This window comes from Streptomyces kanamyceticus (assembly GCF_008704495.1).
Lineage (GTDB): Bacteria > Actinomycetota > Actinomycetes > Streptomycetales > Streptomycetaceae > Streptomyces > Streptomyces kanamyceticus.
This window is the reverse complement of sequence record NZ_CP023699.1, coordinates 69,713-87,241: the sequence shown is the minus strand read 5'-3', so window position 1 is coordinate 87,241 and position 17,529 is coordinate 69,713. Positions and strand designations below refer to the sequence as shown.

3 protein-coding genes are annotated in these 17,529 nt (G+C 74.5%); all 3 read left to right on the top strand.

Annotated features, from left to right (window positions below; translation table 11 throughout):
• Positions 1–61 precede the first annotated feature (61 nt).
• From CP970_RS00315 to CP970_RS00305, 3 genes are read left to right on the top strand one after another with little or no spacing between them, the layout of a single operon-like run.
• Positions 62–5,161: a type I polyketide synthase gene (locus tag CP970_RS00315; protein ID WP_450262631.1), complete on the top strand. Its 5,100-nt coding sequence runs from the start codon at positions 62–64 to the stop codon at positions 5,159–5,161.
• On the top strand, positions 5,154–10,835 hold the full coding sequence (locus tag CP970_RS00310) for a type I polyketide synthase (protein ID WP_420855554.1): 5,682 nt from the start codon (positions 5,154–5,156) through the stop codon (positions 10,833–10,835). The genes CP970_RS00315 and CP970_RS00310 overlap by 8 nt, the downstream gene beginning before the upstream one ends.
• Before the next feature lie 58 nt (positions 10,836–10,893).
• Complete coding sequence (locus CP970_RS00305) at positions 10,894–17,499, top strand: type I polyketide synthase (RefSeq protein ID WP_055546183.1); 6,606 nt, start codon at positions 10,894–10,896, stop codon at positions 17,497–17,499.
• Positions 17,500–17,529 lie beyond the last annotated feature (30 nt).

Here is a 17,529-nt window from a genome sequence, read left to right as displayed (position 1 = left end):
GCGTCCATCCCGAGACCCGGGACCAGGCACCCCCGCCAGGGGACACGACCGCCGGGCGCCCCTGCCCACCGTTCGCCGAAGGAGACAGAGGGACACCATGTCCAACGGCACTACCGAGGCAAAGCTCCGCGACTACCTCAAACGCGTCACGGCCGACCTGAGCCTGACGCGGCACCGGCTGCACGAGGCCGAGGCAGCGGACAGCGAGCCCATCGCCGTCGTCGGCATGGCCTGCCGCTACCCCGGCGACGCGGACTCCCCCGAAGAGCTGTGGGAGCTGGTCGCCGAAGGCCGCGACGCCATCAGCCCCTTCCCCACCGACCGGGGCTGGGACCTCGACGCGCTCTACCACCCCGACCCCGAGGTGCGGGGCACGAGCTACGTCCGCAACGGCGGATTCCTCAGCCGCGCCGGGGACTTCGACGCGCCCTTCTTCGGCATCACCCCGCGCGAGGCACTCGGCATGGACCCGCAGCAGCGGCTGATGCTGGAGATCTCGTGGGAGGCGTTCGAGCGCGCGGGCATCGCCCCCGCCACCGCGAAGGGCACCCGCGTCGGCGTCTACACCGGCATCGTGGCCACCAACTACGTGTCCCGGCTGCGGGAGACCCCCGAGCCCGTCGAGGGGTACGTGGTCACGGGCACGATGTCCAGCGTGGCCTCGGGCCGTGTCGCGTACACGCTGGGCCTGGAAGGCCCGGCCGTGAGCGTGGAGACGGCCTGCTCCTCCTCGCTGGTCGCCCTGCACCTCGCGGTGCAGGCGCTGCGGTCCGGCGACTGCGCCATGGCCCTGGCCGGCGGGGTCGCGGTGATGCCCATGCCGGACGCCTTCGTGGAGTTCAGCCGCCAGCGGGGCATGGCCCCGGACGGTCGCATCAAGGCCTTCGCCGCCGAGGCCGACGGCACCAACTGGGCCGAGGGCGCCGGAGTGCTCCTCGTCGAGCGGCTCTCCGACGCGCGGCGGGCGGGCCACCCGGTCCTCGCGGTGATCCGCGGCTCGGCGATCAACCAGGACGGCGCGAGCAACGGGCTCTCGGCCCCCAACGACCTCGCCCAGGAGCGCGTCATCAGGGCGGCACTGGCGAGCGCCAGGCTCACCGCCGACGACGTGGACGCGGTCGAGGCGCACGGCACCGGCACCACGCTCGGCGACCCGATCGAGGCGCAGGCGCTGTTCGCCACCTACGGAAAGGACCGGCCCAGGGACCGGCCGCTGCTGCTGGGGTCGATCAAGTCCAACTTCGGGCACGCGGGTCCGGCGGCGGGCGTGGCCGGAGTGATCAAGATGGTGGAGGCGATGCGGCACGACCTGCTGCCGCGCACCCTCCACGTCGACGAGCCGACGCCGCACGTCGACTGGTCCTCAGGGGCGATACGGCTGCTCACCGAGCCCACGCCGTGGCCCGCGCGGCAGGACCGGCCGCGCCGCGCCGGTGTCTCCGCGTTCGGCATCAGCGGCACCAACGCCCACGTCGTCCTGGAGGAGGCCCCGGGGCAGCCCGTACCGGAAGCGCCGGGTGCCGATGCCAGTGCCGACGCTGATGCCAGTGCCGACGCCGACTCCGTCGCCGTCGAGGCGTCCGGACTCACCGGGGAGCTGGTGCCCTGGCTGGTGTCGGCCCGTTCGGAGACCGCGTTGCGGGCCCAGGCCGCGCGGCTCGCCGCGTTCGCCGGGGCGCGGACCTCGGCCGCCCCTGCGGACATCGGGCGTTCCCTGGCGCTGACCCGGTCCCCGATGGAACACCGGGGTGCGGTCCTGGCCGCCGACAGGGACGGTGCCCTCGCGGCGCTCACCGCCCTCGCCGAGGGCACACCCGCGCCCGGAGTCCTCACCTCGGTCGCGGCCCCCGGCGGCCGGGTCGCCTTCGTCTTTCCCGGGCAGGGCTCCCAGTGGCAGGGCATGGCGGCCCGACTCGCCGACACCGCACCGGCGTTCGCCCGACGGCTCGCCGCCTGCGACGCCGCGCTGCGGCCGCTCACCGGCTGGTCGGTGACCGAGGCCATCCGCGGCGGCGAAGGCGCGCCCTCCTTCGACGACGTCGAGGTGGTGCAGTCCGCGCTGTGGGCGGTCATGGTGTCCCTCGCGGAGCTGTGGCGTTCCGCAGGGGTCGAACCCGCCGCGGTGATCGGTCACAGTCAGGGCGAGATCGCCGCCGCCGCCGTCTGCGGAGCGCTGTCGCTCCAGGACGCGGCGAAGGTGGTCGCCCTGCGGGCCCGCGCCATCCGCGAGGAACTCTCCGGCAAGGGCGGCATGGTGTCGGTGGCGCTGCCCGCGGACGGCGTACGCGACCGGATCGCACCCTGGGGCGAGCGCATCTCGGTGGCGTCGGTCAACGGCCCCTCCTCCACCGTGGTCTCCGGCGAACCCGTCGCCCTCGACGAGCTGATCGCCTCCTGCGACGCGGACGGGGTGCGCGCGCGACGCATCGCGGTGGACTACGCCTCGCACTCCGCGCAGGTGGACGCGATCCGCGACCGGGTCGTCGACGCGCTGCGGGACATCGAGCCGCGCACCTCCGACATCCCCTTCTACTCGACCGTGACCGGCTCGGCCCTCGACAGCTCGGCGCTCGACGCGGAGTACTGGATCACCAACCTGCGGCAGACCGTCCGCTTCGACGACACCGTCCGCGCCCTGCTCGCCGACGGCTTCAGCCACTTCGTCGAGTCGAGCGCGCACCCGGTGCTCACCGTCGGCCTCCAGGAGACCTTCGAGGACACCGGCAGCGACGCCGTCGCCCTCGCCACGCTCCGCCGCGACGAGGGCGGCACGGGCCGCTTCGTCACGGCGCTCGCCGAGGGGTACGTACGGGGACTGCCCGTCGACTGGGCCGCGGTCTTCGCCGGAGCGGGCACCGGAGCCCGGCACATGGACCTGCCGACGTACGCCTTCCAGCACAGGCGCTACTGGCTGGAGGAGGCCGATGCCGACGCGCCCGCCGCCGAGCGGCACGGTGACGAGGGCGACGACGCCGACTTCTGGGCCGCGGTGGAGCGCGGCGACCTGGCCGACATCACGGCCGAACTCGGGGTCGCCGCCGACCGGCCGCTGAGCGAGGCACTGCCCGCCCTGTCGTCGTGGCGGCGCCGCAGCCGGTCGCGATCGCGCGCCGACCGCTGGCGCTACCGCGTGGCGTGGCACCCGCTCGCCACCGCCGAGACCCCGGCGCTGGAAGGCCGTTGGCTGCTGCCCGTTCCGCAGGGCGAGGAGTACGACGACTGGGCCGCCGGAACCGTACAGGCACTGGAGAAGCTCGGCGCACGGGTCGAGCGGCTGGCCGTGGATCCGGCGACGGCCGACCGGGCCCACCTGGCAGGGCTGCTGCGCGAGGCCTGCACCGGCCGGGAAGGACCGCCCGCCGGAATCCTCTCGCTGCTCGGCCTCGACCGGCGCCCCCACCCCGACCACACCGCGGTGCCCGCCTCGCTCGCCGCGACCCTGGCCCTCACCCAGGCACTGGTCGACGTCTCAGGGGAACTACCGGTCGCGCCGCGCCTGTGGTGCGTCACCGGTGGAGCCGTCTCCGTCGACGCGGGAGATCCGCTCACCGACCCGGCGGCCGCGCACCTGTGGGGCCTCGGCAGGGTCGTCGCGCTGGAACACCCGCTGCTGTGGGGCGGGTTGATCGACCTGCCCGCCGATGTCACCGACCCGGCGGTGGACGGGCTGCGGGCCGCGCTCACCGCCCCCGCCGACGAGGACCACCTCGCCGTACGCGCCGACGGCACCCTCTACGGGCGGCGGCTCGTCCGCGCCCCGCTCGCCGACACCCCCGTGCGCCGCTCCTGGCAACCGCGCGGCAGCGTGCTCATCACCGGCGGCACCGGCGGCATCGGCTCTCACCTGGCCCGGCAGCTGGCGCGCGACGGGGCCGAGCATCTGGTCCTGGCGAGCCGGAGCGGCCCGGCCGCGCCGGGCGCCGCCGAGCTGAGCGAGGAACTGACCGCGCTCGGCGCCAGGGTCTCCCTCGTCGCCTGCGACGTGGCGGACCGCGACGCGATCGCCGACGTGCTCGCGGGCGTTCCCGACGACCTGCCGCTGACCGCGGTGATCCACGCGGCCGCGGTCCTGGACGACGGGGTGATCGACTCGCTCACCCCCGAGCAGGTGCAGCGCGTGCTGCGCGTGAAGGCGCGGGGCGCGGTCCACCTGCACGAACTCACCCGGGACATGGACCTCTCGGCGTTCGTGCTGTGCTCCTCCTTCGGCGCCACCTTCGGACTGCCCGCGCTCGGGAACTACGCGCCGGGGAACGCCTTCCTCGACGCGCTCGCCGAGCACCGGCGCGCCCAGGGACTGCCCGCGACCTCCGTCGCGTGGGGCACCTGGGCGGAGACCGGCATGGCCGCCGGAGCCGTCGGCGCCCGCGGCCGCCTCGAAGGAATCGAGGCGATGGACCCCCAGTCGGCCGCCGCCGCCCTCTCCCACGTCCTCGACCGCGAGGAGGCCACCGCCGTCCTCATCGACCTGCGCTGGGAGCGGTTCGCGCCGGTCTTCCACGGCAAACGCCCCACCGCGCTCTTCCAGCAGATCCCCGAAGCCGTACGGGCGCTGGCGGCGAGCGTGCGGGGACCGGATCCGGACACCGGGGGCGAGCCCGCCGACGGGCTGCGGACCAGGCTGCTCGGCGCGACCCGCCACGAGCAGGAGCACGAACTGCTCGAACTGGTCCGCTCGCACGCGGGTGTCGTCATGGGCCACGTGACCCTCACCGGCGACGCCAAGGACGCCATCGACCCGGACCGACCGTTCCGTGAGCTGGGCTTCGACTCCCTGATGGCGGTCGAACTGCGCAACCGCGTGGGCGCGGCCACCGGCCTCACGCTGCCCTCCACGCTGGTCTTCGACTTCCCCACCCCCGATGCCGTGGCCCACCACCTGTGGGAGCAGATGGGGCTCGGCCAGGGTGGGGGCCCGCAGCCGGGAGAGGCGGAACTCGACCTCCTCGAAGCCTCGCTCGCGACGGTTCCCGCCGACGCCGAGGCGCGCGCGAGGACCGTCAAGCGGCTGGAACGCCTGCTGTGGAAATGGACCGCGGACAGCACCGCGGAAACCCCTGAACACGGGACCGACGAAACCGAGTTCACGACCGTGACCAACGACGAGATGTTCGCCCTCATCGATCGCGAACTGGGAACAGGCGGCGCCGCAGATGACTGACACGACGAACGCGACGGACACGACGACCCCTACGGACGCGACGGACACGAACACGACGATGAGTGACAACGAGAAGCTGCGGGACTACCTCAACAAGGTCATGGCCGACCTGCGCCGCACCCAGCGACGCCTGAAGACCGTGGAGGAGCAGAGCCACGAACCGATCGCCGTCATCGGCATGGCCTGCCGCTACCCCGGCGGCGCCGAATCCCCCGAGCGGCTGTGGCGGCTCGTCGACGACAGCGGCGACGCGATCTCCGGGTTCCCCACCGACCGGGGCTGGGACCTCGAAAGGCTGCGACTGCGGGACCCCGAGGGCAAGGAAATCGCCCCGGAGGGCGGGTTCGTGGACAGCGCCGCCGCCTTCGACGCGGAACTGTTCAACATCTCGCCGCGCGAGGCGCTCGCCATGGACCCGCAGCAGCGGCTCGTCCTGGAATCCTCCTACGAGGCGTTCGAGCGGGCAGGCATCGACCCCGCCACGCTCCGCGGCAGCCGCACCGGCGTCTTCGTGGGCGCCTCCTACACCGGATACGGCGCCGACGTCGAGCAGATCCCGGACGGCCTCGAGGGCTACACCATGACGGGCTCCGCCAACAGCGTCGTCTCCGGGCGCGTCTCCTACACCTTCGGCCTCCAGGGCCCCGCCGTCACCGTCGACACGGCCTGCTCCTCCTCGCTGGTCGCCCTGCACTGGGCGGTCCAGTCCCTGCGCGCGGGGGAGACCACCCTGGCGCTGGCCGGTGGGGCGATGGTCATGCCGAGCCCCATGGAGTTCGTGGAGTTCTGCCGCCAGCAGGTCCTCGCGGCCGACGCCCGCTGCAAGGCCTTCGCGGCCGCGGCCGACGGCACCGGCTTCTCCGAGGGCGCGGGCCTCGTCCTCCTCGAGCGCCTGTCGGACGCCCGCCGCAACGGACACCGGGTGCTCGCGGTCATCCGAGGCTCCGCGGTCAACCAGGACGGCGCCTCCAACGGACTGACCGCTCCCAACGGGCCCGCGCAGCAGCGCGTGATCGAAGCCGCGCTCGCCGACGCCAGGCTGACCGCCGACGAGGTCGACGCGGTGGAGGCGCACGGCACGGGCACGACGCTCGGCGACCCGATCGAGGTCCAGGCGCTCCTCGCGACGTACGGCAAGGACCGCCCCGCGGACCGGCCGCTGTGGCTCGGCTCGGTCAAGTCCAACATCGGGCACACCCAGGCCGCCGCCGGTGTGGCCGGTGTCATCAAGACGGTCGAGGCGCTGCGTCACCGCGTGCTGCCCGCGACCCTCCACGTCGACGCCCCCACCCCGCGGGTCGACTGGTCGTCCGGCGCCGTGCGGCTGCTGACCGAGCGCCGCGAGTGGCACGACGCCGGGCGCCCGCGCAGGGCGGCCGTCTCCGCGTTCGGCATCAGCGGCACCAACGCCCACCTCGTCCTGGAGGAGGCACCGGCGGAAGAACCGGCCCAGGACAAGGGCGAGGACGGGGACAAGGGCGCGGGCACGGCGGCCACCGGCCTGGTCGATGCCGTCGTGCCCTGGCCCCTCTCCGGCCGGAGCGGTGGCGCGCTGCGCGCCCAGGCCGACCGCCTCGCCGCCCACGTCCAGGACCGCCCCGACCTCCCCGGACTCGACATCGGGGCCTCCCTGGCCCTGTCCCGCGGCGGACTCGAACACCGGGCCGTCGTCCTCGCGGCCGACCGCACCGAGGCGTTGACCGGTCTCTCCGCACTCGCCCAGGGCGTCCCCGCCGTCGACGTCGTCACCGGCACGGTCCGGCCGGGAGCGGCACGCGTCGCGTTCGTCTTTCCCGGCCAGGGGTCCCAGTGGGTGGGCATGGCGGCCGAACTGCTCGACACCACACCGGTGTTCGCGCGCCGCCTCGCCGAGTGCGACACCGCACTGCGCCCGTATGTCGACTGGTCCGTGCTCGACGTGGTCCGCGGCGGCGCCGACGCCCCCTCGCTGGACGACGTGGTCGTCGTACAGGTGTCGCTGTGGGCCGTCATGGTCTCGCTCGCCGAGGTGTGGCGCTCGGTGGGCGTCGAGCCCGTCGCCGTCGTCGGACACAGCCAGGGCGAGATCGCCGCCGCGGCCGTGGCGGGCGCCCTCTCGCTCGACGACGCGGCCAAGGTGGTGGCGCTGCGCGCCATCGCGGCCGCCGAGGAACTGTCGGGCAAGGGCGGGATGGCCACCCTGACCCTCTCCGCCGACCAGGTCGCCGAGCGCATCGCGCCCTGGGGCGACCGGATCTCCATCGCCGCGCTCAACGGCCCCAACTCCACCGTGGTCTCCGGCGACCAGGGCACGCTCGACGAACTGCTCGCCGACTGCGAGGTGGACGAGATCCGGGTCCGGCGCATCCCGGCCGCCTACGCCTCCCACAGCGCCCATGTCGAACGGATCCGCGACCGACTCGTGCGCGACCTCGCCGACGTCCGGCCCCGGACCGGCGACATCCCGTTCTACTCGACCGTCACCGCGGGACTGCTCGACACCAGCGGCCTCGACGCCGAGTACTGGTACAGCAACCTGCGCCGCGAGGTGCGCTTCGACCAGACCGTCCGCGCCATGCTCGCCGACGGAGTCGCGTACTTCGTGGAGGCGAGCCCCCACCCGGTGCTCGCCGTCGGCCTCCAGGAGACCTTCGAGGCCGCGGGAGCCGACGGCGTCGCCCTGAGCACCCTGCGCCGCGACGAGGGCGGCCCGCACCGCTTCCTCACCTCGCTCGCCGAGGGCTACGTGCGCGGCCTTCCCGTCGACTGGCACAAGCTGTTCGCCGGGACGGGAGCACAACGGACCGAGCTGCCCACGTACGCCTTCCAGCACGAGCGCTACTGGCTGGACATCACACACACCGCCCCCGGCGATGCCGCGGACTTCGGGCTCACCGGCACGGGGCACCCGCTGCTCACCGCGGCCGTCGAGGCCGCCTCCGGTGACCAACTGCTGCTCACCGGACGCCTCTCGGCCCGCACCGACAGCTGGCTCGCCGACCACACCCTGCACGGCACCACCGTCCTGACCGGTGCCGCCTTCGCCGAACTCGCCCTGGACGCGGGCGAGCGGGCCGGTACCGCGCTGGTGGAGAGCCTCACCGTCGAGGAGCCGCTGACCCTGCCCGACGGCGCCGGGGTCCAGCTCCAGCTGACCGTGGCCGCACCCGACGACACCGGTCGCCGCGCGCTCGCCCTCTACGCCAGGGCCGAGTCCGACGGGACGACACAGCCGTGGGTCAGGCACGCGACCGGACTCCTCGCCCCGGAACAGGACGACATCCCCGACGGAGCGGGGGAGTGGAGCGTGTGGCCGCCGACCGGCGCCCAGCCGGTCAGCGTGGCCAACTTCCAGCAGCGCATGTCGGATGCGGGGCAGGGCTACGGACCGGCCTTCGGGGGCCTGTCCGCCGTCTGGCGCAAGGGATCCGACCTCTACGCCGAAGTCGCGCTGCCCGAGGACCACGTCGGGCAGGCCGCGTCGTACGGGCTGCACCCCGCCCTGCTCGACGCCGCGCTGCAGCCCGCCCGCCTCGAACAGCGCACCGGCCTGCTCTGGACGGACTGGAGCGGCCTGCGACTGCGCGCCGTGGGCGCCGGTGCGCTGCGCGTCCACCTCCGCACGCTCGCGGACGGGGCGGTGAGCGTCACCCTGGCCGACGAGACAGGGCGTCCTGTCGGCTCCGTGGAATCCGTCCGCCCCCGCCCGATCACCGCGGCGGAACTGCGCCGCCCGGACGACGCGACCCGCGACGCCCTGTACTGCCTGGAGTGGCAGCCCGTGCCGGCGGCGGGCCAGAGCGCCGAATGGGTGGTGCTCGGCGACGACGCGCTCCAACTCACCGACGCCTTGGAGGAGTCGGGCGCCTTCCCGCAGTTCTACGACGACCTCGGCGAGCTCGCCGGGGCCGTCGACGCCGGGCTGCCCGCGCCCGAGCTGACCCTCGTCTCGTACGGCCCGCACGGCGAGCGGTCCGACAGCGAAGAGGCGCTCGACGCCACGACCCGCCTGCTCGCGCTCGTGCAGGAGTGGCTGGCCGACGAGCGGTTCACCGCCTCCCGGCTGGTCGTCGCCACCAGGGGAGCGGTCGCGGCCACCGCCGCCGACACCGTCGACGGCCTCGCGCACGCGGCACTGTGGGGTCTGGTGCGCTCGGCGCAGGCCGCACACCCCGGCCGGTTCGCCCTGGTCGACCTGGACGCCGACGAGGGTTCGCTCGCGCTGTTCCCGAGCGCCGCGCCCGCCGCCGTCGCGTCCGGCGAGGCCCAGTTCGCCCTGCGCGCCGGGTCCGTGCTGGTGCCCAGGGCCGTACGGGCGGCGGGTGCCGACCCGGCGGCCGCCCCGCGGCCCTTGGACCCCGAGGGCACCGTCCTGATCACCGGCGGCACCGGCGGGCTCGGCGGCGTCGTCGCCCGCCACCTCGTCAAGCACCACGGCGTACGCCACCTCCTGCTCGTCAGCCGCAGCGGCCGTGGCGCGGCCGGGGCGGACGAACTCGAAGGCGAACTGACCTCGCTCGGCGCGACCGTGACCATCGAGGCCTGCGACGTCGCCGAACGGGCCCCACTGGAAAGGCTGTTGGCGGCCGTCCCCGCCGATCGGCCGCTCACCGCGGTGCTGCACAGCGCGGGTGTCCTCGCGGACGCGCCCGTGGAGGCACTGACGGCCGATGACGTACGGAAGGTGTTCGCGCCGAAGGTGGCCGCGGCCACGCACCTGCACGACCTCACCCAGGACACGGACCTGTCGGCGTTCGTCCTGTTCTCCTCCGCGTCCGGCGTGCTCGGCAGCATTGCCCAGGCCAACTACGCCGCCGCCAACGCGCATCTGAACGCCCTCGCCCAGTGGCGCCGCGCCCACGGACTGCCCGCCCAGTCCCTCGCCTGGGGCCTGTGGGAGCAGAGCGGCGAGATGGGCGCGGCGGCGGACATCGCGAAGTTCGCGCGCGCCGGGATCCTGCCGCTGACCGCCGACGAGGGCACCGCGCTCCTCGACGCGGCAGGGGCGCTCGACGAGGCGCTGCTGATGCCCGTACACCTCGACAGTGCCGCCCTGAGCACCCGGGCCGCCGACGGCACCCTGCCCGACCTGCTGCGCGGCCTGGTGCACCGGCCCTCGACCCGAAGGACGGCACAGCAGACGCAGAGCGCGGCCGAAGGATCCGACTGGGCGGAGCGCCTGAGCGGCCTGCCCGCGGCGGAGCAGCTCCACCGCCTCGTCGAGCTCGTACGCGGCCACGTCGCCTCGGTCCTCGGGCACGCCACCCCTGAGGCGATCGATCCCGACCGGCCCTTCAAGGAGCTCGGTTTCGACTCGCTGACCGCACTGGAACTGCGCAACCGGCTGCAGGCCGCCGCCGGACTGCAACTGCCCGCGAGCCTCGTCTTCGACCACCCCACGCTCGACGAGACCGCCGCGTTCCTGCGCGAGCAGCTGGCGCCGGGGGAGGCCGAGGTGGTGCCGCCCGCCCTCGCGGAACTCGACCGCCTGGAGAGCGCGCTGCTCGACATCGGCGCCGACGACGCCGAGACCCGCGAGAAGGTGACCAACCGGCTGCGCGCCCTGGTCTCCAAGTGGCAGGACACGGGCGCGGCCACGGAGTCCGCGACGGACGCCGACGACGGCGCCGTCGTGGACGACGCGTCCGACGCCGAGCTGTTCGCGCTGCTCGACGACGAACTGGACTCGCCGTGACGCCGCCCCGGGCAACGCTCCGCGACCGGCCGAACCTCATCACGAATAGGTGTGACGCATGACCGAGAACACGGCGAGCACGGCAGCCAAGGCCGGCGAGACCAAGCTCCGGGAGTACCTCAAGCGGACCACCAACGACCTGCGCAAGGCCCGGCGCCGCATCCGGGACCTGGAGGAGCCCGGACCCATCGCGGTCGTCGGCATGGCCTGCCGCTACCCGGGCGGCGCCGCCTCTCCGGAGGCGCTGTGGGACCTGGTCGCCGCCGACGGCGACGCGATCTCGCCGTTCCCCGACAACCGGGGCTGGGACCTGGACGGCATGTACGACGCCGACCCGGACGCCGAGGGCAGGACCTATGCCCGTGAGGCCGGGTTCCTGCACGACGCGGGCGAGTTCGACGCGGAGTTCTTCGGGATCAACCCCCGCGAGGCGCTGGCGATGGACCCCCAGCAGCGGCTGCTCCTCGAGACGTCGTGGGAGGTCCTCGAACGCGCGGGCATCGACCCCACATCGATGAAGGGCAGCCGCACCGGTGTCTTCGCCGGTACGGCGACCATCGACTACATCACCGGCAGGCAGCGCATCCCCGAGGGCCTCGAGGGGTACTCGGGCACCGGCTCCTTCGCCAGCGTCATCTCGGGCCGGGTCGCCTACAGCCTCGGCCTCGTCGGCCCCGCCATCACCGTCGACACCGCGTGCTCCTCCTCGCTGGTGGCCATCCACCTGGCCGTCCAGGCGCTGCGCACCGGAGACTGCTCACTGGCGCTCGCGGGCGGCGTCGCCCTGATGCCCACCCCTGCCGGGTTCATCACCTTCAGCCGGCAGCGGGCCATCGCCCCCGACGGGCGCTGCAAGGCGTTCGCGGCCGCGGCCGACGGCTTCGGCCCCTCGGAGGGCGCGGGCCTGATCCTCCTGGAGCGCCTGTCGGACGCGCAGCGCAACGGCAGGAACATCCTCGCCGTCATCCGTGGCTCGGCCGTCAACCAGGACGGTGCGAGCAACGGCCTGTCCGCGCCCAACGGGCCTTCCCAGGAACGCGTGATCCGCGCCGCCCTCGCCGATGCCCGTCTCTCGCCCGACCAGGTCGACGCCGTCGAGGCACACGGCACGGGCACCAGCCTGGGCGACCCCATCGAGGCCCACGCGCTGCTCGCCACCTACGGCCAGGAGCGGCCCGCCGACCGGCCGCTGCGGCTCGGTGCCATCAAGTCGAACATCGGGCACTCGGCACACGCCGCCGGTGTCGCCGGGGTCATCAAGATGGTGATGGCGCTGCGCCACCGCATGCTGCCCCGCACCCTGCACGTGGACGCCCCCTCTCCGCACATCGCCTGGTCGTCCGGCGCGGTGGAGCTGCTCACCGAGCCCGTCGAGTGGACGGCCGACGGACGACCGCGCAGGGCCGGTGTCTCCGCGTTCGGCATCAGCGGCACGAACGCGCACGTGATCGTGGAGGAAGCGCCCTCCGCACCCGCGGCGACCGGCGAGGAACCCGAGGCCACCGCCGAACCGGCCGCCGAGCGCCCGCGCCCCCTCGACCTGGGCGTCGTGCCCTGGACCCTGTCAGGACGCACCGAACCCGCCCTGCGCGCCCAGGCGGAGCGCCTTGCCGCGCACATCGGCCAGGACGGCGAAGGGCACGCCCCCGCGGACATCGGCCGGTCCCTCGCTTCGACGCGGGCGCACCTGGAACAGCGCGGCGTGATCCTCGCCGCCGATCTCGACGGAGCGCGGGCGGGCCTCGCGGCACTCCTCGACGGCACACCCGCCCCGAACGTCATCATGGGCCGCGTCCGCCCCGGAGCCGCCCGCCCCGTGTTCGTGTTTCCGGGGCAGGGGTCGCAGTGGGAGGGAATGGCGGTCGGACTGCTCGATTCCTCCCCGGTGTTCGCGGGCCGTTTCGCGGAGTGCGAGCGCGCCTTGCGGGCGCATGTGGAGTGGTCCGCGACGGATGCGCTGCGGGGCGTGGAGGGCGCGCCGTCCTTGGAGCGCATCGAGGTGTTGCAGCCGGTGCTCTTCGCGGTGCACGTGGCGTTGGCGGGGCTCTGGCGGTCCCTCGGCGTGGAGCCCGCGGCGGTGGTCGGCCACAGCCAGGGCGAGATCGCGGCGGCCCACGTGGCGGGCGCGTTGTCGTTGGAGGACGCGGCGCGGATCGTCGTGCTGCGCAGCGCCCTGTTCGCCGAGGAGTTGGTCGGACGCGGTGCGGTGGCCTCGGTGGCGTTGTCGTCCGACGTGGTGGAGGAGCGCCTCGCACGGTGGGACGGACGGTTGGTGGTGGCCGGGCGCAACGGCCCGGGGGCCGCGACGGTGGCCGGGGAGACCGGGGCCCTGGCGGAATTCGTCGCCCAGTGCGAGGCCGAGGACATCAAGGCCCGCGTCGTGGGCTCCACCGTGGCGTCGCACTGCGATCAGGTGGATCGCCTGCGGGAGCGGATTCTCGAGCTGTTCGCCGGTGTCGAGCCCCGGCGCGGCGAGGTGCCGTTCTATTCGACGGTGACCGGTGGCGTGCTGGACACGGAAGGTCTCGACGCCGCGTACTGGTTCGAGAACTGCCGTCGTCCGGTCGACTTCGAGGGCGCGGTGCGGTCCCTGTTGGCGGACGGTTTCCGGTTCTTCGTGGAGTCGAGCGCGCACCCGGTGCTGACGATGGGTGTGGAGGCGACGTCCGAGGACGCCGGGGTCGAGGCGGTGGCGGTGGGGTCACTGCGCCGGGGCGAGGGCGGCCCGGAGCGCTTCCTGACCTCCCTGGCCCAGGGGTACGCGCACGGCCTGGCGGTGAACTGGCGGGAGGTGTACGCCGGTTCCGGCGCCGGCCTCGTGGGTCTGCCCACCTACGCCTTCCAGCACAGGACCTTCTGGCTGGACGCCGAATACGACACGGCCGACCCGGCGGGACTGGGGCTCGACGGCGGGGGACACCCCCTGCTCGGCGCGGCCGTGCGGCTCGCGGACGAGGACCGGATCCTGCTGACCGGACGTCTCTGCGCCAAGTCCCAGCCCTGGGCGGCCGGTTCGGGCGTCGATGGGCTGCTGCCAGGATCGGCGCTCGCGGAACTCGCGCTGCGAGCGGCACGGGAGGCGGGCTGCGGCCAGGTCGACGAACTCACGCTGACCGAACCGCTGCCGCTGCCCGAACAGGGCGGCACGCAGATCCAGTTGACCGTGTCCGCACCGGACGAGAGCGGCCGCCACGAGCTGCGGGTGTACGCGCGTGACGCCGACGCCGAGCCGGACAGCCCGTGGAACCGGCACGCCACCGGTGTCCTCGCCCAGTCCCCTGCGACCGCCCCGTTCCACGCGTCGGCCGCGTGGCCGCCACCCGGCGCGCGCCCGCTCGATGTCCCCGAAACCGCGGAGGAACAGGGCGTCCAGGCCCTCTGGCGGGACGGGGACGCCCTCTGCGCGGACGTCGTCCTGCCGGAGCGACTGCGCAACGAAGCGGGCCGGTTCGGCCTGCACCCCGCACTGCTCGACCTCACCCTGCGCGCCGCGGCACACGGCGGGCTGCTGGACGGCGACGCGTCCGCCCTCACCCCGCACGCCTGGCGCGAGGTGGCGCTGCACGCCGTCGGCGCGACCTCCGCGCGGGCACGGATCACGGCCACGGGCCCTGACACCCTCACGCTGTCCCTCGCGGACACCACGGGCGAGCCGCTGGCCACGATCGGATCCGTCGAACTGCGCGCCCTGACCGCCGACCAGGTTCCCACGGTCTCCCGAGCCGAGCGGGACTCCCTGTTCCACGTGGAATGGTCGGGACAGCCCACCGGCGTCGCGGCCGCCGAGAGCGCGGCGTCCGACACCGGCGCGGACTGGGCGGTGCTCGGGGACGACAGCCTCGGCCTGATACCCGCCCTCAAGGGAGCCGGTGCGTTCGGCCGTTCGTACGCCGACGCGGCGGAACTCGGCGCCGCGATCGACGCGGGCGCGACGGCGCCCGATGTGGTCCTCGCCTCGTACGCCGCGCCGGACTCCCACGACGATCTCGCGGGTTCGGCGCACCGGGCGCTCACCGAGACGCTCGGCCTCGCCCAGGAATGGCTCGGCGACGAACGGCTGCGCCCCTGCCGCCTCGTGGCGGTGACGCGCGGCGCGATCGCCGCCGCACCCGACGAGGACGTCAGCGACCTCACGCACGCCCCGCTGTGGGGACTGCTCCGCTCCGCCCAGGGCGAGAACCCCGGCCGCTTCCTCCTGGTCGACCTCGACGAACGCCAGGAGTCCCGGGCGGTACTCGCCGCCGCGGTCCGTACGGCGCTGGCCGCCGACGAACCGCAGATCGCGGTGCGTGACGGCGAGGTGCGCGTCCCGCGCCTAGCCCGTACCGCCGCCGGATCCCTCACCCCGCCGCCCGGTACGGCCGCCTGGCGGCTCGCCGCCACCACCGACGCCGGGGCGGGCCAGGGCGTCACGGCGCTGGCGCACCCCGAACTCCTCGCGCCGCTGGCCGCCGGACAGGTGCGGATCTCCGTGCGCGCCGCCGGAGTCGAGACGGCCGACCTCCTGCCGGGGCGCACCGTCCTCGGGGGTGAGGGCGCCGGTGTGATCACCGAGGTGGGGCCCGGCGTGACCCGCCTCACCGCAGGCGACCGGGTGATGGGCCTGCTGCCCGACGGGGCCTTCGGCCCGCTCGCCGTCGTGGACCACCGGCTCGTCGCCCGGGTCCCGCGCGGCTGGTCGTTCGAGCAGGCCGCCGCGGCACCGAAGGCGTTCGTCCACGCCTACCTCGCCCTGTTCGATGGCGCTCAACTCGCCGACGGCGAGACCCTGTTGGTGCACGACGCCACCGGTGCCACGGGCCGGGCAGCGGTGCAGCTGGCCCGCTACCGGGGCGCCGACGTCTACGCGACGGCCCAGGAGGAGACCCGGTACCTGCTGCGCGGCATGGGATTCGACGAGGCGCACTCGGCCTCATCGGCCAGGGCGTCCTTCGCGGACGCGGTCCTGGCGGCCACCGGCGGCCGCGGCGTCGACGTAGTGTTCGACGCCGAGCCGTGCCAGGACGCCGCCCTCGTGGCCGCTCACCGAGAGAGTCTGCTGAGGGTGCTGCCGCGCGGCGGACGGCTCGCGGAGCCCGCCGTCGACGGCGGGCCCGGTACGGGCTCCACGGGCTCGGACGACAGCGGCGCGACGGCCGCGTCGGTGCGCCGCCACTCCTACGACCTCGCGTCCGTCGACCCTGACCGGATCGCCGAGATCCTGGCCGACCTCGTCAAGCTCTTCGACCGGCGGGTGCTGCGTCCGCTGCCGGTGCACGGCCACGACATCCGGCAGGCCGCGCGGCTCCTGAGCGCCCTCGGCGAAACCGCGGGCTCCGGCAAGGCCGTCCTGACGGTGCCCAAGCCGCTGGACCCCGACGGCACCGTCCTCATCACCGGCGGCACCGGCACCCTCGGCGGTCTCCTTACCCGGCACCTGGTGGCCGAGCACGGCGTGCGGCACCTGGTGCTCACCAGCCGCCGCGGCCCGAAGGCGAGCGGCGCCGAGGAACTCCGGGCCGAACTGGTCGCGGCGGGCGCCTCGGTGAACATCGCGGCGTGCGACGCCGCGGACCGCGCCGCCCTGGCCGCGCTGCTCGAGGACATCCCCGCAGAGCATCCGCTGACCGCGGTCGTGCACGCGGCGGGCGCCCTGGCCGACGGGCTCATCGGCTCGCTCACCGAGCGGGACGTCGAGCACGTGCTGCGCCCCAAGGTCGACGCGGCCGTCCATCTCCACGAACTGACCCGGGACCTGGACCTCGCCGAGTTCGTCCTGTACTCGGCGGGCGCGGGCGTCCTCGGCAACCCGGGGCAGAGCAACTACGCCGCGGCCAACACCTTCATCGACGCGCTGGCACACCACCGGCGCGCCCGGGGACTGCCGGCCGTCTCCATGGCGTGGGGCTTCTGGGGCGAGACCAGCGAGCTGACCGGACAGCTCGACGAGACGCTGGTGACCCGCATGCGCCGCTCGGGCGTGCTGCCCATCGCGGCGCGGGAGGGCATGGCACTGTACGACGCAGCCCGCGCGGCGGGCCGACCGCTGCTCGTGCCGACCCGCCTCGACCTGGGGGCACTGCGCGCCCAGGCCGCCACCACCGCGCTGCCCAGCATGCTCCGCGGCCTGGTCCGCGCCGCGCTGCCCACCGCCCGCGAGAGCGCGCGGCGGACGGCGACGCTGGAGGCGCGCCTGGCCGGTCGCGGCGGTCCGGAACAGCGGGCCCTGCTCGTCGACCTGGTCCGCTCCAACGCCGCCGCCGTCCTCGGGCACGCGGATGCCCAACCGGTCGGCGCCGACCGGGCGTTCAAGGAACTCGGCCTCGACTCGCTCACCGCCGTGGAACTGCGCAACCGGCTCACCACGGTCACCGGCCTCACCCTGCCGAGCACGCTCATCTTCGACTTCCCCACCCCCGTCGAACTCGCCGCCCACCTCCATCAGCGCCTCGTCCCCGAGGCGGACAACGGCCCGGCCGTCGATCCGGAGGAGGCGGAGGCACGCAGGCTGCTCGATTCGATCCCGGTGGCGAAGCTGCGCGGCTCGGGCGTCCTGGACCTGCTGCGGCAGCTCGCCGAGGAACCGACGCACACCGAGGCGGCCGAGACGGCGGAGAGCGGGGCGATCTCCTCGATGGACGTGGACGACCTGGTCCGCGCCGCGCTCGGCGAGGGCGACGCATGAGCCCCCGCCGTCCTGCCGAGGCACCCGACG